This is a genomic window from Mucilaginibacter sp. L196 (assembly GCF_009765905.1).
In the GTDB taxonomy this organism is placed as follows: domain Bacteria; phylum Bacteroidota; class Bacteroidia; order Sphingobacteriales; family Sphingobacteriaceae; genus Mucilaginibacter.
The window spans coordinates 836,318-856,156 of record NZ_LMUO01000015.1 but is presented as its reverse complement, the minus strand read 5'-3'; the positions used below and the strand labels follow the sequence as shown (position 1 = coordinate 856,156).

The 19,839-nt window shown below is 42.6% G+C and carries 17 protein-coding genes; 3 read left to right on the top strand and 14 right to left on the bottom strand.

The annotated features are described in order from the left end of the window. Positions 1-3 precede the first annotated feature (3 nt). Positions 4-447 (top strand): MaoC/PaaZ C-terminal domain-containing protein, encoded by a 444-nt coding sequence (locus GSQ74_RS14635; RefSeq protein ID WP_158994534.1) that lies wholly within the window; start codon positions 4-6, stop codon positions 445-447. A gap of 9 nt (positions 448-456) precedes the next feature. Next, positions 457-1,755, top strand: a complete 1,299-nt coding sequence (fucP, locus tag GSQ74_RS14630; RefSeq protein WP_158994532.1) for an L-fucose:H+ symporter permease — start codon at positions 457-459, stop codon at positions 1,753-1,755. 216 nt (positions 1,756-1,971) lie between these two features. Here fucP and GSQ74_RS14625 read toward each other — a convergent pair whose 3' ends face one another. From GSQ74_RS14625 to GSQ74_RS14580, 10 genes are all read right to left on the bottom strand, one after another. Next, a complete protein-coding gene (locus GSQ74_RS14625) occupies positions 1,972-3,456 on the bottom strand; it encodes a glycerol kinase GlpK (protein WP_158994521.1) in 1,485 nt (494 codons plus the stop codon). A 4-nt stretch (positions 3,457-3,460) separates the two neighbouring features. Beyond that, complete coding sequence (locus GSQ74_RS14620; protein WP_158994519.1) at positions 3,461-4,435, bottom strand: ABC transporter permease; 975 nt, start codon at positions 4,433-4,435, stop codon at positions 3,461-3,463. 10 nt (positions 4,436-4,445) lie between these two features. Further along, positions 4,446-5,951: a sugar ABC transporter ATP-binding protein gene (locus GSQ74_RS14615; protein WP_158994517.1), complete on the bottom strand. Its 1,506-nt coding sequence runs from the start codon at positions 5,949-5,951 to the stop codon at positions 4,446-4,448. A gap of 1 nt (position 5,952) precedes the next feature. Further along, entirely contained in the window at positions 5,953-6,573 is a 621-nt protein-coding gene (locus tag GSQ74_RS14610; RefSeq protein WP_158994515.1) for a DUF2291 domain-containing protein, read from the bottom strand. A 5-nt stretch (positions 6,574-6,578) separates the two neighbouring features. Beyond that, a complete protein-coding gene (locus tag GSQ74_RS14605; protein ID WP_254060893.1) occupies positions 6,579-7,514 on the bottom strand; it encodes a D-ribose ABC transporter substrate-binding protein in 936 nt (311 codons plus the stop codon). 30 nt (positions 7,515-7,544) lie between these two features. Continuing rightward, on the bottom strand, positions 7,545-8,510 hold the full coding sequence (locus tag GSQ74_RS14600) for a transketolase family protein (protein ID WP_158994513.1): 966 nt from the start codon (positions 8,508-8,510) through the stop codon (positions 7,545-7,547). 12 nt (positions 8,511-8,522) lie between these two features. Next, entirely contained in the window at positions 8,523-9,347 is an 825-nt protein-coding gene (locus GSQ74_RS14595; RefSeq protein WP_158994511.1) for a transketolase, read from the bottom strand. Positions 9,348-9,356: 9 nt separating this feature from the next. After that, positions 9,357-10,766, bottom strand: coding sequence for an L-fucose/L-arabinose isomerase family protein (locus GSQ74_RS14590; protein WP_158994509.1), 1,410 nt, complete (start codon positions 10,764-10,766; stop codon positions 9,357-9,359). Between the two features lie 243 nt (positions 10,767-11,009). Beyond that, positions 11,010-11,753 (bottom strand): sulfite exporter TauE/SafE family protein, encoded by a 744-nt coding sequence (locus GSQ74_RS14585; protein ID WP_158994507.1) that lies wholly within the window; start codon positions 11,751-11,753, stop codon positions 11,010-11,012. A 283-nt stretch (positions 11,754-12,036) separates the two neighbouring features. Next, the gene (locus GSQ74_RS14580; protein WP_158994505.1) at positions 12,037-12,732 is read right to left on the bottom strand and encodes a Crp/Fnr family transcriptional regulator; all 696 of its coding nucleotides are present in this window, start codon (positions 12,730-12,732) and stop codon (positions 12,037-12,039) included. A 149-nt stretch (positions 12,733-12,881) separates the two neighbouring features. Between GSQ74_RS14580 and GSQ74_RS14575 the strand changes: the two genes are divergently transcribed. After that, positions 12,882-14,174, top strand: a complete 1,293-nt coding sequence (locus GSQ74_RS14575) for a chloride channel protein (RefSeq protein ID WP_158994503.1) — start codon at positions 12,882-12,884, stop codon at positions 14,172-14,174. Positions 14,175-14,511: 337 nt separating this feature from the next. Here the strand turns inward: GSQ74_RS14575 and GSQ74_RS14570 are convergent, their stop codons facing one another. Genes GSQ74_RS14570 through GSQ74_RS14555 form a run of 4 tightly spaced genes read right to left on the bottom strand, consistent with a single transcriptional unit; the run spans position 14,512 to position 19,833 of the window. After that, positions 14,512-15,108, bottom strand: coding sequence for a DUF4202 domain-containing protein (locus tag GSQ74_RS14570; protein WP_158994501.1), 597 nt, complete (start codon positions 15,106-15,108; stop codon positions 14,512-14,514). Positions 15,109-15,152: 44 nt separating this feature from the next. Further along, a complete protein-coding gene (locus GSQ74_RS14565) occupies positions 15,153-16,298 on the bottom strand; it encodes a formylglycine-generating enzyme family protein (protein WP_158995219.1) in 1,146 nt (381 codons plus the stop codon). Between the two features lie 10 nt (positions 16,299-16,308). Beyond that, a complete protein-coding gene (locus tag GSQ74_RS14560) occupies positions 16,309-17,934 on the bottom strand; it encodes an arylsulfatase (RefSeq protein WP_158994499.1) in 1,626 nt (541 codons plus the stop codon). Positions 17,935-17,940: 6 nt separating this feature from the next. Then, the gene (locus GSQ74_RS14555; RefSeq protein WP_158994497.1) at positions 17,941-19,833 is read right to left on the bottom strand and encodes an arylsulfatase; all 1,893 of its coding nucleotides are present in this window, start codon (positions 19,831-19,833) and stop codon (positions 17,941-17,943) included. Positions 19,834-19,839 lie beyond the last annotated feature (6 nt).

Here is a 19,839-nt window from a genome sequence, read left to right as displayed (position 1 = left end):
ACCATGTATTTTAAATCGACTTTTTTTGAGGGTTATACCGTTGGCGATAAACGTGTAACCTTTGGCCGTACCATTACCGAAACTGATTTTGTAGTACATGCGGGCCATACCGGCGATTTCTTCCCGCACCACATGGATGCAGAGTGGTGCAAAACGCAGCCATTTAAACAACGCATAGCGCATGGCACCATGGTATTTAGTATCGGCATCGGGTTAACTGCATCAGAGATCAATCCTGAAGCAATGTCGAAAGGCTATGACAAATTGCGTTTTATAAAACCGGTTTTTATTGGTGATACCATTCATTCCGAGATCGTCATTTCGGCAAAAGAAGATGCAAAGAAACCTGAATACGGCAACGTTACTGAACATGTGGAAATTATAAACCAGCACGGTGAAGTGGTGCAGGTATGCGACCACCTATTACTTGTTAAAAAACAAGCGTAACAAAACATCATGCAAATAGTACGTGAACCAACCGAAGCAATACCCGAAAGCTCGTTAAAAGGCAAAACTTTACTGCTGCCTTTTATATTGATATGTACACTCTTCTTTTTATGGGGAATGGTACAAAACCTCGACGGGATACTGATACCGCATTTAAAAAAGGCATGTCAGTTAAATAACCGGCAATCCACACTGATTGATACCGCTATTTTCCTGGCTTATTTTCTGATGGCTATTCCCGCGGGGATGCTGCTTAAAAAATTCGGTTATAAAAACAGTATTATTATTGGTTTATTATTGGCAACTATTGGTGCCGCGCTATTTATACCAGCAGCAAATACAATGGCCTACACCGGTTTTTTGGGTGCCTTATTTATTCTAGGCTGTGGCATAGCGATTCTGGAAACCGCGGCAAACCCCTACTCCGCCATACTGGGAGACCCGGCAGGAGCGACAACACGATTAAACCTGGCAGCGGCTTTTAATGGGTTGGCAGCATTTGTTGCCCCGTTGGTTGGGGCCATTTTCATATTATCGGGTAAGGAATATACTGCCAATCAATTAAAGGCTATGCCGGATGCATCGAGATCAGCGTACCTATTACATGAAGCCTCGTCGGTAAAACTGCCTTATGGTGTGTTGGCTGGCACGCTTGCAGTAATAGCGGTACTGTTTTTCTTTGCAAAACTTCCTGAAGTTAAAAATGTGAGTAAAGAGCCCAGCGCGGGTGGAAGTTTATTTGGCGCTTTACGGCACCGGCATTTGTCGATGGCAGTAGTAGCCCAATTTTTTTATGTTGGCGCACAGGTTTGTGTAACCAGCTTTTTTATCCGCATGGCTAAACAAGGCGCGGGATTCGACGAAAAAACGGCTGGTTATTATTTGGCTATCTATGGATTCCTTTTTATGGGAGGACGATTTATCGGTACTTTCTTTTTACAATTTATCAAATCGTATAAACTGTTATCTATTTATTCTGTGATCGCGGTTTTACTTTGTGCCATTGCTATTTTGGGCAAAGGGGCTTACGTTGTTTATTGTTTAGGTGCGATAGGTTTCTTCATGTCGATCATGTTCCCTACTATATTCGCGTTGGGTATTGATGGCATTGGCGACGATACCAAATCCGGTTCATCATGGCTCATCATGTCGATAGTTGGCGGGGCAGTAATTCCCTACATCATGGCAACGGTTATCGACCTAAATGGCGACCAGATACAGATCGGCTATATTATACCATTACTATGCTTTTTAGTGGTATTGTACTTTGGTATGAGTGGATATAAGATCAGAAAAAGTTTAATATAGCAGCATTTGCTTGTTCACCTGTGGTCGGTGTTTTTACAGCACCACAAGCTAAAATATAAAGCTATCGTCATTGCGAGGTACGAAGCAATCTCTATACTTTACAGAGCGGTTTTGCAGATTCAAGACCTTTGTAATCGCCTTGCCTATGTAGAGATTGCTTCGTACCTCGCAATGACGCTTGTTTTTTGTGTTTATATAAAAAATTTAGATAGCCTTTTATAGTGCCAGGGCAATTTTCCAACCCTCGTACCATGCCAGCACTTTATCTTTTTGTCCAACAGGTGAAAAGGCAAATGGGTTGCCGGTTAACTGTTTTAAATGATCAAGATCTTTAAATATCCCGGCCTGTAAACCTGCGAGGTAGGCAGCACCAAGGGCAGATACATCAGCAATCCCCCGATTTATAAGGTAACGATCAAGCAGATCAGCCATAAACTGCAATACAAAATGATTGGAGGTTATACCACCATTAACCATTAGTTGCTGCAAGGGTATGCCGGTATCCTGTTCCATAGCTACAATCACATCCTTAACCTGGTACGGGATGGATTCGAGCGCGGCACGTACAACATGATTCTTATTGCAATTGAATGTTAGGCCTTTTATTTCGGCTTTGCGATTCATATCCCAGTGCGGCGCGCCAAGGCCGCTAAAAGCAGGCACCAGGTAAACGCCGTTATTATCGGCAACGCTGGTTGCCATTGCCTCGGTTTGTTTACTATCTTTAAATAAGCCCAGTTCGCTTTTCAACCACTCAATAGTTGCACCGCATGATACAATAACACCTTCCAAAGCATAATCAACCCGTCCTTCCATACTCCAGCAAATAGTGGTGATCATGCCGTTACCGGATACTTTGGGCTTGTTACCAATATTCATCAATATAGAACATCCTGTGCCGAGCGTAGCTTTTGCAGTACCGGGATCAAAACAACCTTCGCCAAAAGCCGCGGCATGGGAGTCGCCTATCATACTGCCAATAACTATTGAATGAGGGAAAAGGCCGCCAATATCTGATACACCAAAATTACTTGATGACGGTTTTAACTGCGGCAGATTGATATTTGAAAGATTAAGTTTTTGCAGTAATTCTTTATCCCAGGTAAGTGTATGCAAATTAAAAAACAAGGTACGCGAGGCGTTGGTATAGTCGGTTAAATATTGCGTGCCATCGGTTAGTTTATACAATAGCCATGTATCAATAGTGCCAAAATAGGCCTTGCCTTCGTCAATAGCAGTTTTTACTAAGGGCTCGTTCTCGTATAGCCATATCAATTTCGTACCTGAAAAATAAGGATCGATAATGAGGCCGGTTTTGCTGTTGATCTCGGCTGTAATCCCACGATCCTCTAACTCTTTACATATGCTAATGGAACGCTTGCATTGCCACACTACGGCATTGTACAGTGGTGTTCCGTTCTCATCCCATACCACAAAAGTTTCGCGCTGGTTTGATATGCCACAGGTTTTTATATCGGTAATATTGCCACCAACCTGTTTAAACTCGGTTAAACAATTGGTAACCGAGGCAAGCACATTGATGTAAATTTCTTCAGGGTCTTGTTCTACAAATCCGCCATCGTTGTAAAAAGTTTTAAGCGATTCGGTAGCTTTCGCAATAACATTTCCTTTATTATCAAAAACAATAGTTTTGGTACTGCTGGTGCCCTGATCTATCGCCAATATATACTGCTTACCCATATTTTTAATCGTTTTTCGAGTTAGCCTTGTCAATAATAACCGCTAACAATATCACCCCACCCTTAACCACCTGTTGCCAAAATGGTGATACATTCAATAACACCAAACCATTGTTTAATACACCAATAATTAGCGCGCCAAGCACTGTGCCCATAATAGTACCGCGCCCGCCAGAAAGCGATGTACCGCCAATAACCACTGCGGCTATTGCATCCAATTCATAACTCATACCCGCGTTGGGTTGTGCTGAGTCGAGCCTTGAAGTTACTATTATGCCACCAACAGCGGCCAACATCCCAGCGATGCCATATACTATTATTTTTACTTTGCTGATGTTGATCCCCGACAGTTTGGAAGCGTGTTCGTTGCCACCGATAGCGTAAATATATCTTCCCAGTGCTGTTTTTTGGGTGATGACAATCGCAACAACAATAACAACGGCCGATATCCAAACCGGAACAGGTATACCTATAAACCAACCCGTACCAATGTAGGCAAAGCTGTCACCCAGATTTGATATTGGGAAGCCTTTGGTGTACAACATGGTGAATCCGCGCGCGATGGTAAGCATAGCCAGGGTAGCCACAAATGGCGGTACTTTAAATTTTGTGATCGTCCACCCGTTAAATAACCCCAATAATGAACCAATAACCAGCCCGCCAAGTATGGAGCCTAAAAGCGTGAACCCGATGTATAAATTACCGGACGGTATCTCGATACCAAACTTGAGCAAACCCGCGGCAATTGCGCCACCTATTGCCAAAACTGAACCCACAGATAGATCTATCCCTCCGGTTAACACAACCAGTGTCATCCCAACAGAAATACAAATATTAACGGATATCTGGCGCATAACGTTCCAGCCGTTATCAACAGTAAAAAACTTATCCGACAGCAAACCTATGCCTATGCAGAGCAGCACCAGCGCGATGAGCGATTGAAATTTAACCAAATGCGAACGGTATTGTGATAGGATCATATCCAGTTTTTTAGATGGTTTTCGGTATGGCTGCTTTTAATAAATTATCTTCGGTAGCATTCGCGGCTTCAAACTCTCCGGTCATGCATCCTTCGGCCATTACCAATATCCTATCGGATATAGCCAGTATTTCAGGTAACTCTGATGACACCATGATAATACCCAGGCCGGATGCCGCCAATTCACTTATGAGTTTATATATCTCGTTTTTGGCATTAATATCAATACCACGGGTAGGTTCATCCAACATTAAAACTTTGGGCTTGGTAGCAAGGCATTTAGCTATAACCACTTTTTGTTGATTACCGCCGCTCAGGTTTTTAACCGTTTGTTTTTCAGACGTGGTTTTAATTCTCAGCGCCTTTATATAATGATGCGCTTTTGTAAGCTCGGCTCCATGCTTGATCAGGCCTGTAGATGCGTGTTGGTCTATTGAACTCAAGCTTATATTGGTTTTAATATCCAGACCTAAAATCAGGCCGTCCTTTTTCCGGTCTTCGGGAACCAGCGCCATGCCTGCTTTAATAGCATCCTTTGCCGATGTAAACCTTACGATGTCTTTATCAAGTGTGATGGTTGCTTTGGTAAGGTCAGGGTGTAAACCAAGTAGTACTTCCATCAGCTCGGTCCGGCCTGCTCCCATCAGTCCAAATATGCCTAGTATCTCGCCTTTGTACAGCTCAAAGCAAATGTTGTTAAGGATGTTCTTTTGTGCGTTTCCGGCTTTGCCCAGGCAGAGATTATCCACTTTAAGCAATACATTTTTTTCTTTAGCAATATTGCTATTGCGGATGATGTCGATATTACGGCCTACCATTTTATGGATGATGTCATCATGGGTCATGCCTTTCATCTCACCGCTTTCAATTGTCCTGCCATCGCGCAGCACAATATAATTGTCGGCTATTTTAAACAGCTCATTCAGCTTATGCGATATATAAACTACCGCTTTATTCTCTTTCCGCAGATCGGTAATTATACCATACAATATTTCCACCTCACTCTCACTGATGGCAGATGTAGGTTCATCCATAATAATAACCTCGGCATCATAAAGCAGGGCCTTAGCTATCTCAACAACTTGTTGCTGGCCCACTTTCAAATCAGCAATAATCGTATCGGCAGGTACAGATAGTTTTAATTTTTGCAGCAGTGTTTCTGCTTTTAAACGCATAGCCTTTTTATCCAAAAAGCCAACGGAGTTTTTTAATTCCCGGCCTAAAAATAAATTCTCGGTTATACTTAAATAAGGCACCAGGTTCAATTCCTGATGGATGATGGCAATACCCGCATTTTGCGCTTCACGCGGATTTTTAAACCGAACTTTGTTGCCTTTATAGATCACATCGCCTTCGTAGTCATCATACACACCCGACAGAATTTTCATCAGTGTAGATTTGCCCGCGCCATTCTCGCCAATAATAGCGGTTACTTTCCCGGCAGGCAGTTCCAGGTTAATATCATCAAGCGCGGTAACGCCTGAAAATTTTTTACTGATATGATGTGCCGCTAACATCTTATTTATCAATCTTTAATATAGCCGGAATAACCTCAATTTTATCCAGGTTAATATGTTCCTGATTTAGTTCGAAAGCGCCTGCGAAAGTTAGTTTATCACCTGTTTTTATCTTGCTTTTTATGGGTGGCAATACTTCTGCCCTAACTATCTTATCTACCTCGGCAGCAATATTGTTAAGGTCCATCGTATTGGTAAAATCATTTATATTGATCAACCCGGGTGCATCGCGTAAAGCATTGCCAAAAACATATTCAATGGCAATTTTAAGGGCTTGCTTATCCTTAGTGAGTATATAGATATCATTTTCATCAACAGCCGTAACCGTGCCTTGCCCCTGCACCATAAAAAAACGGATGTTACCAATATCCAACCCATGCGAATAAGTTTTGAACGCGGTATCCGGACTGCTTTTTAAGATGGCTAATAAATCATCGGCCTGTGGCGCTTTATCTGCAGCCGGTATTAGCTGGGTATTTAAGTAATTGCGTGCATATTTCGCGGCATCAAATTGCTTTGCCGCTGATGCCTTAACATCGCTTAGCTTTTTAAAGTAGATGGAGTTTGAGGCTATGAATAATACCAAAATGATAGCCAATATGTATTTTATCGCTTTTTTCATGATGGCTATTTTTTTCCGTAGGCTATATAATCGTTAACATTATCGTAAGTAACCAATTCAACCGCTACTGGTAATTTTTTAGGGAAATCGCGCTTTCCTTTAAAGTAGGCATCAGCATCGTCGGCTGCGGCTTGCGCTATTACTTTTGGGAATTGCATGGCGGTAGCTGATACCTTTTTATCCTTGATAGCCTGTATCGCATCTTCAGCACCATCAAAACCAAATACCTTTACATGGTCGGCTTTACCTGCGGCAACCAAGGCCTGGTAAGCCCCCATGGCCATAGCATCATTACCGGCAAAAACGGCATCGATATTGGGATGCGCCTGTAATATTGATTCCATTACTTCGAGGCCTTTATTCCTGTCGAAGTCGGCACTTTGCTGGGCTACCATTTTCAGGCCCGGATAATAATCAACCAGGCTATGGAAACCTTTAGAGCGTGCCCAAGTATTATTATCGGCAACTAGGCCTAACAACTCAACGTAATTGCCTTTTTTATTAAGCGTTTGTACGAAATCTTTAGCCAGAGCTACACAACCTGAATAGCTGTCGGAAAAGATCTGCGAAGTAGCATCGGGCGAGTTAACTTCCCTATCCATACAGAAAACCGGAACCCCTGCTTTTTTTGCTTTTTGAACGTTAACTACTGATCCGTTGGCATCTGTTGGGTTGAATAAAATAGCGTTATAGCCATCCGCGATAGCGTTCTCAAAATGATCAGTTTCTAAAGCGGTATTATTTTGCGAATCGAATATTTTAGAATCATAACCCAATGTTTTGGCCCGTGCAGCTGCCGTTTGCGCCAAAAAAACAAACCAGGGATTGTTTAATGTAGACACGATAATGGCTATCTTTTTTTGCTTTGCCGACCCCGACCGGTTTTGGCAGGACGCAAAAGCAAGCATCACCAACAGTAATATTTTGAAGTACTTCATCATTAGGTTTTAATTGGTTGCTTACGGGTTACATCAGGTTTGCAATAAGTTTAAAACGGCCTGAGCGATCCCATCCGCGGATAAGCCGTAATGATCAAATATTTCTGTTTGTGAGCCGGTAACCGTGTACTCGTCGGGTATACCCATTATTTTAAATGGCTTATTGTATTTATTCTGCAATAACAACGATGCGCAAGCTTCGCCTAAACCGCCATTTACGCTATGTTCTTCAACTGTTACTATCGCTCCGGTATCTTTCGCTAATTGCAGTATTAGCTCTGCATCTAATGGTTTTATCGTATGCATACTAACCACGGTTGTGTTGATGCCCTGCTGTATTAGTTTTTCGGCACTTTGTAAGGCTGGATAAACGGTTTCGCCTGTTGCTATAATAGTTACATCACTACCTTTTCTAATTACCCTTCCTTTACCAAATTCAAAGCCATTCTGCTTATCATCGGTTAACAAAGGCATGGCTTTTTTTCCAAAGCGCAGGTATAAAGGTTTATTCAATTTTACGGCAAGTTTTACTGCTTCAGTAGTTTCAAAATTATCGGCAGGCGCTACTATGATAATATTATTTATGGTGCGCAGTACTGCAAAATCGTGCAGGCTATGGTGTGTTGAACCCAGTGCCCCGTAACTTACTCCCGCGCTAATCCCGATCAACCGTACAGGATTATCAGAATAACATACATCATTTTTGATTTGCTCCAGGGCCCTTGCTGTTAAAAAGCAGGCAGGAGATACCGCGAATGTTCTTTTTCCGGCAGATGCCAGGCCCGCGGCTACACCAACCAGGTTTTGTTCGGCAATGCCAATTTCTACTAACTGCCCGGGCAATTGTTGTCCAAAAGCTACCAGTTTACCCGAACCACGGGAATCGCTGGTGACTACCACTATATTCCTGTCTTTATCAGCCAGTTCCAATAGTGTAGCCGAAAACACATCCTGGTTAGGCTTGCCGTTTATTGTATTATTTTCAATTACTGCTCCCAAGTCAATTCTATTTTAAACGTTCGCCATTTCCATATCCAGTTCGGCTATGGCTGTTTCATATTGGTCTTTATCGGGCACACCGTGATGCCATTTAACACTATTCTCCATAAAGCTTACCCCTTTGCCTTTTATAGTATGGGCAATAACCAGGCTTGGCTTTCCTTTTTCAAAAGGCATGGAACACAAAACTTCTTTCAAAGCATTTACATCATTACCATCAACATGCCGCACTGCCCATCCAAAGCTTTCAAATTTGGCATCTATCGGGTCGGTATTGCATACCTCGGCGTTGGTGCCGGTTATTTGTAATTTGTTGTTATCTATTATGGCGCATAAATTATCCAGCTTATAATGCGCGGCAGTTAGCGCGGCTTCCCAATTTGAGCCTTCGGGTAGTTCGCCATCACCTAAAAGGGTAAAAACCCGGTAATTTTTTTTGTCCATTTTGGCTGCCAGGGCAGTTCCGGCAGCGATAGGTAAACCATGACCAAGCGCCCCGGTATTTTGTTCAACACCGTGTACTTTTTTGGTAGGATGGCCTATGTAGTGCGATTTGTATTTGCATAATGTTTCCAGGTCGCTTTCAGGGAAGAAACCCTTATCGGCCAAAACAACATATAATGCCTCTACACAATGGCCCTTGCTTTGGATATATATGTCCCTATCCGGCGAGGTAAAGTTTTGCGGACCAACATTTAGCACCTCATTATATAGCACATTTAAAATATCAATACATGATAAGCTTCCGCCGGTATGCCCGGCTTTAGCGCCCACAATGTATTTGAGTATCTTTTTACGATAGGTTATTGATCGCTCTGCCAATTGCTTATCAGTCATCACCATAATTTATCCGTGGTTATAAATTTCCCAACCCATGTAGTTACCTAAAGCTTCTTTTAGAATGCCTGCTGTTTTTGACGCGTTCATCACCACATGATGCTCAAAGCCATTGCGACAAACGTATTGCATTAAGCCTTGCAGATCCGGTATCTGCGCTACAGCGCGGTTACCGAAAGTGTTTAAGGCATCATCGGTTAATGCACCTTCGCCAAAATAGGCTTTGATGATGCCTTTTGGATCATCGGTGCTTATCCGACCAAAGGTTAACGGTGATGCCGGTGTCCTGCCGGATAAAGCGCCATAGGTGTTTTCTTCGCCAACGCTTGTCCCTAAAATTGGCGCGGTACTGATCTCGATGTCAGGCAGGAATGATTTTGCCCAGTTACCACAATGGAACAGTACGCATTTATTCTCATCGTCGGCATAATTGTTATTCCAATCAACCAGTGCGCTCGGCGATCCTGATGCCAACTGCATGGCATACATGGTTAGTGTGCCGGTAACATCAACTTCACAGGCGCTTGGCAACATGTCTTCGCTCATCATGCTCATGCTGGTGCATACGTTACAGCCATAGTTTTTTTGCAGCGAAGTCCAGCATTGTATGGCTGTGGCATCAAGTGCGTTTTCCTCCATAAAATGGTTGAGGACTACGTCGAGTTTGGCAATTTGTATCAGAGCCTCATCAGGCGTTTTACCGATGGGGGTATAAGCAAGTATTTTATCGAGATGTGCTTTTACCTCGGCGTGATCTTTTGTTAACTTGTTGGCGTTTCCTAATATTTCGGATAAGTCGACCGTTGTTACCGATATACCGTTGCGCTGTAATATTTTTTCGCTGTAGCGGACAGTATTGAATGCTCCCGGCCTGGCACCTACTGCGCCGATTCGCACTTTACGCAAACCTTTAACAACACGGCAAACAGCCACAAAATCCAGCAGGTCGGCAGTAAACTCCGGTGCTGATGGGTGTATTACATGGTTATTTGTAAGTGTATATTTAATACCATACTGATACAAGTTATTGCAAACCGAGATCTTACCGCACCATGAATCGCGGCGACGGGCAACATCAAGTTTGCTCAGTTCATCGGGATAAGCCTGTATCAATACGGGCACATTTAATCCTGATAATTTGATGGTTTCGGCAACGCCTTTTTCATCACCAAAGTTTGGCAGCAATACTAATATACCTGTGATCTCGTCCTGATGTTTGCGGAAAAGATCAGCGCATTTTTGGGCATCTTTAAATGTTTCAACTCCGCCAAGCTTGGAGTCTGTTTCGGTAAGCATCACCGGTGTGATATTTAATTTGCCGAACAATTCAATAAGATCTGCACGTGACTCTGAAACCAAACGGTCAGGAAAGAAATCGCGATTGCCAATAATTACGCCTAAGGTTGCTTTATTACTCATCTGTATTATAAAAACTGGTTAAATTGGACTACAGGAAAAATCAATATCCTATAATCACCCATCTGCGAAAAGGCATCGCATAGGATGATATTTCAAAACTATTATAATATCAGGCGGCTTTGTGATGAAAGATTGTCAGGATATTATGATATATTATCATCGAGTTTTATGATCGCTGTGGCTGCGTTCAAAAAGGAAAAATAGAAACAGATAACGAATACTATTACAGTCAAAGAAGCATCATTAACCTACAATAGATTTAATAAGCAGAAATAACCCGATGCCTAACAGCACAACGTAAACATATTTGAAAAAGCTTTCGCTGTTAAGACGGTTATTAATCAACCTCCCGATAAAGACTGCAGGAACCATTACCGGCAGACTTAACAAATAATAATGAAATACAGCAGTAACTAATAAACCGGTTAGCCAGTAACCGATCATCCCAACAGCGCTGGCTATAAGAAAATACCCTTGCACAGTAGCGCGGAAATGCTGGGCCGACCATCGCCTTTTAGCGCCGTAAACCACCAGCGGGGGACCATTTATTCCGTAAGCCCCACCCAAAATTCCGGAAAGCAATCCACACCCAAAAAGCCATGGAAGGCTATCCTTTTTTAATTCCTTAAGCTGTTTGCCAGTTAAAAGGTACAGAGAGAATAGGCTGACAACAAGACCAAGAGCCGCTTTCACAATCCGCTCATCTGTTTTTACCAGTAACAACAATCCTATGGGTATGCCAATAAGCGTAAATCCAATAAGCCCCCCGGCACTTTTAAGGTGTATTTTATCCCAATCCTGTATTACTACAATGCCGGCAATGGTTATGGATACCAGAACAGATAAAGGAACCGCAACATCCAGTGGCATCCAGAGGGCAAGCAAAGGAACGGCTATCAATGATTCGCCAAAACCAAAGGCTGAACGGAAAACTGTAGCAATAAAAATAACGGTTAAAATATGGGTAGTGAGGGTGTTAAAGATCATTAATATCCTAGGGCTGATGAGCTTAAATATACCCAATTTATCTGGGAAAAGCTAGTAAATTGGACTGAAAATAGAACTTATTTCAATGCTTTTTACCCTCTTTTTTGCTTGCAAAAGAGAGGGTGGTCGAGCGAAGCAAAGACCGGGTGAGTAAACTACACGAGTGACATTAGCGCTAATACCTGGCGCACAGTTGACTCACCCCGAATGCGCTGCGCTGTTCGACCCTCTCTCCGGCTTGCCGGAAAGAGGGTGAAAAATATCAGCCAGCATGTCACCGTTATTAATATTCGCTTTTGGCAATCAGCTGCAAAAGCGCATCCTCATTTTTAATGGTCATACTCTTTCCGGAAACCGTTATGATATTTTCAGCAACAAAGTCATTAATGGTTCGGAACAGCGATTCATAAGCCGCCCCTGAAAATGAGGCCAGATCTTGCCTTGCCAGTTCAATATCTATAAAACCTTCGGCATTGATACCGAATTGATTTTTCAGGGTGATGATCGCCTGCGCTACACGTGCTTTAACCGGCATATGCACCAAATTGCGCATCCTTTTCTCTGATTTTTGTAATTCGCTGGCAAAAAATCGCATGAGTTTTATCGCGAAGCCATTATTTATTTTTAGCGAAGACTCGAAAAATTCCATCGGCAGATAACAAACAGTTGCCGCCTCCATCGCCGTAGCCGTTACCGGATAAATCCTATCACCTTCCAGACCAAGATGCCCCAGAATGTCTCCTTTTTTCGCAAACCTAACAATCAGTTCCTTTTCACTATCCCATCTCTTATGCGCTTTAATATTTCCTTCATATACAAAGTAAATACCCGTTACAGGGTCCCCTTCTTTAAATACTTGCTGTCCTTTTTTAAACTGGATATTCTGTTTATTCGATTCAATAGCGGGTTTCCAGTCGCTTAAACAGCTGGTACACAGGAAACATGTATTCAAATCGCACAGGTGTTGTTTTTTTATCATTTCGTATCGATATAAAATTGCGAGCAACATACAATAATACAATTATAGCCAACAAAATACAACAAAACATTGCACATGCAATATTTATTACATTATTTTGATTGTAATAGCTCGCAATTATATTAGTTTTGCGGCAATTATTAAATGTCATGAGAAAAGCCATCATTCGCTTTCACTATTTTAAGTTAATTATTGTATCCATCATTGTTGCTTTTCTTTCCGTGCTTCTTGCCGATTCATTAAAGAAAATAACCGGATTTTATGAAGATGAAGTCTTTCATAAAGTCGCCCATACTCCATTGTTGTTTGTCTTCCTGCCAACAATAGGCATTACCGCGATCTACTTTTTAAGAAAGTATTTATTTAAGGGTAAGGCCAATAAGGGTATTAAAGAAATATACCAAACGATAGAGAACCGACGCGATGAATTACCCGCTTACAAGATTCCCTCGCATTATTTTAATGGGTTTTTAACCGTAATTTTTGGTGGATCTACTGGTGTAGAAGTATCAACTGTTGTAGCAACTGCTGCTATTGGCGCCGCCGCTCACAACAAGAAAACCATTGCAAATATTTACAAAACGGAACTGATTTGTGCAGGTGTTGCTGCAGGAGTCGCCACTTTATTTGGCAGCCCGCTGGCTGGTTTCTTGTTTGCTATTGAAGTAATCGCTAAAAAACTCACCAAAACCATCTTCATTAGCTGCGCCTGTTCGGCTTTAGTGGCCTGGGGCTTTATATTTCTTTTCGAGCACGATAGATTATTTAATTTTACGGTAACGGGTTGGAATTTTCATGCAGCCCCATACTTGATCATGCTGAGTATAGTAGCAGGTTTCGTGTCTGTTTATTTTACTAAAACAGTAATTTTTCTTAAAGACCGGTTTGGAAAGATCAACAACAACTTTATAAGGGTAAATGCTGGCGCTATTTTAGTGGGGCTATCCATTATGTGCTTTCCACAATTATATGGGGATAGCTATAGTGCCATACCTGAGTTATTAAATCAAATCAACCATCAAACGTTTACCATAGGTTTAGCACTATTATTAACAGCATTGGTTATACTGAAACCGCTGGTAGCTTCACTTACATTAGGAGCAGGCGGAGACGGCGGTGTATTTGCGCCAAGCATTGTTGTAGGCGCGATATTGGGAATGCTGTTTGCCGTAATGTTAAATCACTTTTTCAATACCCAGCTTATTGTTTTAAACTTCGCGTTGGTGGGGGCTGCCGGTGCCTTGAGCGCGGCCATACATGGGCCTTTAACATCTGTTTTTCTAACCTGTAGCTTAGTTACAGGGGGCTTTGTACTTTTTGTACCGATAATTATTGCCTGTTTTATAGCTAAATATTCAGCACAGCTTATTTGCAGTTATACCGTATATAGTTATAAAGGAGCATATCAGCAGAAAGCTTCAGTTGTGAATGTAGGGGTTTAACCTGTCGCTTTGTTTTGACCCTATCCTCCTCCTTTCCCTATATTAGGGAAAGGTATCGCATATGGCCATTCTATTTTGGGGAAATTAAAGTCATCTACAAAATGCTTAAAAGCTGTTTTAAAATAATTCAATGTTGTTTTATATAAACACAAAAGCAAAGCGTCATTGCTGTAAGGCACGAAGCAATCTCTACATAAGCAAGGCGATTAGATAGGTATTGAACCTACAAAGCTGCTCTGTACAGCATAGAGATTGCTTCGTACCTCGCAATGACGCTTTGTTTATTTTTTTTAAAGAGCTTCTTAAAAGCGATTTCTCTGATCGTAAATATTTTTAATTATTTATTTTGTTTGATGTTATTTAAGGCTTCGTTGATATAAGCGAGGCCTTGTTCTGAAAAGTTTAAACCGAGTGCAAACTGATGGCCATGGCTATCCATTTTTAATAATGATTTTCTCAATATGTTGACCACTTTTTCAGGCGAATGTTTGGGGTAGAAATCTTCATATTGAAATTCAAGAAACACTAAACAGAGCGCGTTTTCTATCGTTTGTACATCGGCATCCACCTTTAGCTTTTGTTTTAATAGAATTTGCCTTACACGGGCAATTTGTTCATCATCATATCCTACTTCGTGCATAATTGATGATGCTTTTTCGGCATGAAACAATGCAAGGTCTTTGCGCCATTTTAAATAGGCTTCCCTGCCATCGGGATAAGTTTCACGGGGGATTTCCCATCTACCGATATGCTGGCTGCGCGATGCTAATAAAAGCTCTTCATCCGCATTCGGATCTAATTTCAGCACCCATTCGTACAGTTTTAGCGCTAAAAAGTATTCCTGGGGATAAGAAAGATCACCCCATGTAAATACATGGGGATCTTTCTGGTTATAATTATCAAACTCTTTAAACGCCTGGGCTAACTTGGTCATACCTGAAACTTATTTTCAGCAATAAATTTATGAATTAATCGCGTTTAATTCGCCACACATCTAAACCCTAAATGTTCCAGGCTGCTGTCTTCGGAGCTTTTCATTCGCCGGGCTACCCTAAAGCCTGAGCAGTAGCTATTGTTACACAGAAAAGAGCCGCCACGTATTACCCGCTTCTTAGCATAAGGTTCATCAGGGTCATAACTTTTAGTTGGGCCTTGTGGGTTTTTTATATTCGGGTTATTGGCTATGGTATTGTAGTAATTACTATCATAATTATCAGCGCACCACTCCCACACATTGCCCGCCATATCATACAGTCCATAACCATTTGCAGGGAACGAGGCTACCGGAGCAAGGCCATAAAACTTATCGCGGAGGGTATTTTGATCAGGGAAATGCCCTTCCCAGGTATTTGCTTTGGGTTTGCCCTTATCAATGGCTTCATTTCCCCACGGGTATATATTATTTTGCAGGCCGCCACGTGCCGCCCACTCCCACTCCGCTTCTGTAGGCAAACGCTTGCCTGCCCATTTAGAGTAGGCAACCGCATCATACCACGAAATTTGCACTACCGGGTAATTATCTTTCCCCTTAATACTGCTGCGTGGCCCCTGCGGATGGCGCCAGTTAGCACCTTTTTTCCAAGCCCACCATTGGCTGTAATCATTTAAATCAACAACGTGTTTAGGTGGGTCAAAAACCAACGAGGCCGCCACCAATAGACTGTCATCGGGTTTTGGTGTTCCGGGCGGTAACTGCTTTTTCAGCTCATTCCAATCCGGCTTGTGTTCAGCAGTGGTTACATAGTTTGTTGCCTTCACAAATTGGGCAAATTGGGCGTTAGTAACCTCCGTAGCATCCATCCAAAAACCATCAACGGTAACTTTATGCTTCGGATATTCGTCGGGCGCGGCCTGTTTGTTATCGGCTCCCATTAAAAAAGTCCCTGTTTTTATCCAGATCATTCCTTTATGAGAGGCATTATCGTGATTTAAATCGGGCACACCAATTTGATGCGTCTCTAGAGATGCAAAACGTTTAGGAATACCCGACTCACAGCAAATGGCCTTTTTAAGCGTAACCGCAGGCTTACTCACGGTAGTAACGGACTGCTGTTTATGATTACAGGCAGACCATAGCATCCCGCTAAGAAAAAGACTAAGTATTAAGGTTTTTTTAATCACCATCATTTTATTTTTATTGACCGATCTTCAGGTCAAAATTAGATCTTGGATTGATTAAGTTAAAATCCAGCACCACATTATTTTCATTAACCCAAGTCAGGTATTCCAGCGAAAGCTTTTTAACCACGTCAGGGTATTTAGCTGCCAGGTTATTAGTTTCACCGCGGTCTACGTCCAAATCATATAGTTCCCAGCGATTGGCGGGGAAAGCAGACACTAGTTTCCATTTTCCTTCGCGCATTGCGCGGTTACCCCATAGCTCCCAAAAAAGTGGCTTTTCGCGATTAATCGGCTCACCTTTAAAGAGCAAACCGGTAAGGCTTTGCCCAATTAGCGGGTTAATTTTATGCCCCTCATACGTAGACGGATATTTAGCCCCCGCAATATCGTAAAAAGTAGGAGCAAGATCAATTAAATGAGCTGTACCTTTTTCTATGGTATTGGGTTTTATTTTACCCGGGAACCAGGCAATAAGCGGTGAGCTCATACCGCCCTCGTATAAAGCTCCTTTGAATGAGCGCAATGGAGAATTGGAAACAAACGACCAGTTTTTACCCTGAGCCTCAAAAGAGCCGGAAGTACCTACCGGGCCAAGGTTCCTGGCTGCGTGCTCTTTGCCATGGGCCACATCTTCAGCAGGCGCGCCGTTGTCTGATATAAACACAATTAAGGTGTTGTCATCCTTTTTTAGTTCCTTTAATTTATCCAATACCTTACCAACGTTCTGATCCATACGGTCAACCATCGCGGCGTATACTTCCATTTTGGCTTTCCATAATTGCTGCTCATCATAGGTTAGGTTATCCCAGTTAGGCACATCGGCATCACGCAGCGCTACCGTTTGCTTCGGATCGCGTATTCCTAATTCCACCTGTTTTTTTATTCGCTCCCTGCGTAATGAATCCCAACCGATATCATACCTGCCTTTGTATTTGGCAATATCCTCCGGCAAAGCCTGTAATGGCCAATGCGGGGCGTTAAATGCCAGGTATAAAAAGAAAGGCTTATTGGTTTTGCTTTGCTCATCCAGAAACTTCACTGCATGGTCGCCAATCTCTTCGGTCATATAATAGCTATCGTCGGCTTTATGCCAGCGCTTGTTGTTCTCTTCTATGATGACAGGATATTTACCTCCGCCCAAAGGCATGTAATTGGTATTAAAGTAATTTGCCGCGCCACCTATTATGCCGAAGAATTTTTCAAATCCACGTTGGTTCGGCCAGGCAAGACTATCATTACCCACGTGCCATTTTCCTGACATCAGGGTGCTGTAACCATCTTGTTTTAATACTTCGGCCAGGGTAACGGATTCTCTATTAAGATAACCCTGGTAAGCAGGCAAACCAAGGTTAACATCAAAATATCCCACTCCTGCTTTATGCTGATCCTGCCCGGTTAGTATGGATGACCGGGTTGGCGCGCATATCGCATTGTTATAAAACTCTTTTAAACGTAAACCTTGCGCTGCAAGCTTATCAAGGTTCGGGGTATGTATTTCTGAGCCATAAGACCCCAGATCGGAGTAGCCCATATCATCAACCACAATAAGTATGATGTTGGGTTTTTTACTTTGAGCATTTGCATGCTGCCAGCCAATAACGGCCAGCAGCATTGTAAATGCAATTCCTATTCTTTTCATTCTTAATTATTTGTTTGGTGTTTCGGCAGCGGGGACTGTGCCTATATTTAATGTTTGGGCAACACCCGTTTTTTTATGAATCCTTAGTTTAAGCACATCATCCCAATCAATAAAAGGATAAATATTGTTTATTTTGGCCTGCTGATCAAACAGATCCTGTAATTCTTTTAACTTCTCCGGATATTTTTTTGCAAGATCGATACGTTCATTAAAATCGGTTTTCAGGTCATATAGTTCCCAAACTTCATTATCAAAACCGCTCGAAGGCTTGGTTGCAGGGCCGCCTATACTATTTCCTTCATCAATTGTATTTGGGTGATGGTAAACCTCGGCTTTCCAACCATCTTTATAAATAGATCTTGATCCGAAAATATAATAGTACTGTACTCGGTGACGCGATGGTGCATCAGGATGATCAAAAGAATAAACCAGCGATGTGCCTTGCAAGGTATCCTGTTTAATGCCCCTGATATATTCCGGCGGTGTAATGCCCAGGTACTCTAAAGTTGTAGGCAACACATCGTTAACATGCCCATATTGGGTGCGTATGCCTCCTTTATCTTTAATCCCTTTCGGATAAAAAACAATCAGCGGATTGCGTGTACCACCTTCGGCATTGGCATCCTGTTTCCAGTATTTAAAAGGAGTATTCGCAGCTTGCGCCCAACCCAATGGGTAGTTGCCTTCTTTAGCTTCCGGGGTTCCTATTTCACCTATGCGATCTAAATTATGTTGGATATTTTCCTGCTCGCTAAGTGGCTTGCCAAAAAGCGGGCGATCAATATCACCGTTAAGGGTACCTTCTTTACTGGCGCCATTATCACCAATAATCACAAATACCAGCGTGTTATCTAACTGGCCGCTTTGTTTTAGGTAATCAATTAAACGCCCAACTTCATGATCCGTATAGGTTAAATACCCTGCGTAAACTTCCATAAAGCGGGAATAAAGTTTCTTTTCATCAGGGCTTAAAGTATTCCATGCTTTTATGTCGGGATTACGGGCAGGCAATACGGCGTTAGCCGGAATAATGCCCAGCTTTTTCTGTCTTTCAAAAACCTGCTCTCTGAACACGTCCCAGCCGCCGTCAAATTTACCTTTATACAAGTCGCTCCATTCTTTTGATACCTGGTGCGGAGCATGGGTTGCTCCCGGCGCGTAGTACAAGAAGAACGGTTTGTTTGGTGCTACCTGGTGCTGACGGGTTATGTAAAAAATTGCTTTATCGGTTATCTGCTCATTTAAGTGCCTGCCATCAGGGGTAACATGGGCATTGTCTTCTACTAAATCTGGTTTATACTGGTCGGTTTGTGAACCCAGGAAACCGAAGAAGTGATCAAAGCCTTTGCCACTTGGCCAACGGTCAAACGGACCGGCATCGGTAGCATCTTCGTCGGGCGTTAAACCATACTTGCCAACGGCAAATGTATTGTAGCCGTTCTCGCGCAAAATCTCCGCAACGGTTCCCTTGTCCGATGGTATGCGACCGTCATAACCAGGAAAGCCTGCTGATAAAATGGTATGCGCAAAGCCACCCATGTGTACGTAATGGTGGTTACGGCCTGTAAGCAAGGCGGCCCTGGTTGGGGCGCATATGGCAGCAGTATGAAAATTGGTGTAGCGCAGGCCATTATTTGCCAAACTATCAAATGTAGGGGTGTTTATTACCCCGCCAAATGTGCTTGATGCGCCAAAGCCCACATCATCAAGTATTATCCAAACTACGTTAGGCGCGCCTTTTGGCGCTTTGATCTGGTCTGTCCAGGATTCTTTGGATTCAGCCAATGTTCTGCCAATAACACCCTTAAAAGGCTGCTGTTGCTGCGTGATGTTTTGGGCCCTGGCTAACTGCGATACGGACCCCGTAATCAGCAGGAATGCGACAATTGTTTTTTTCATTTTCGT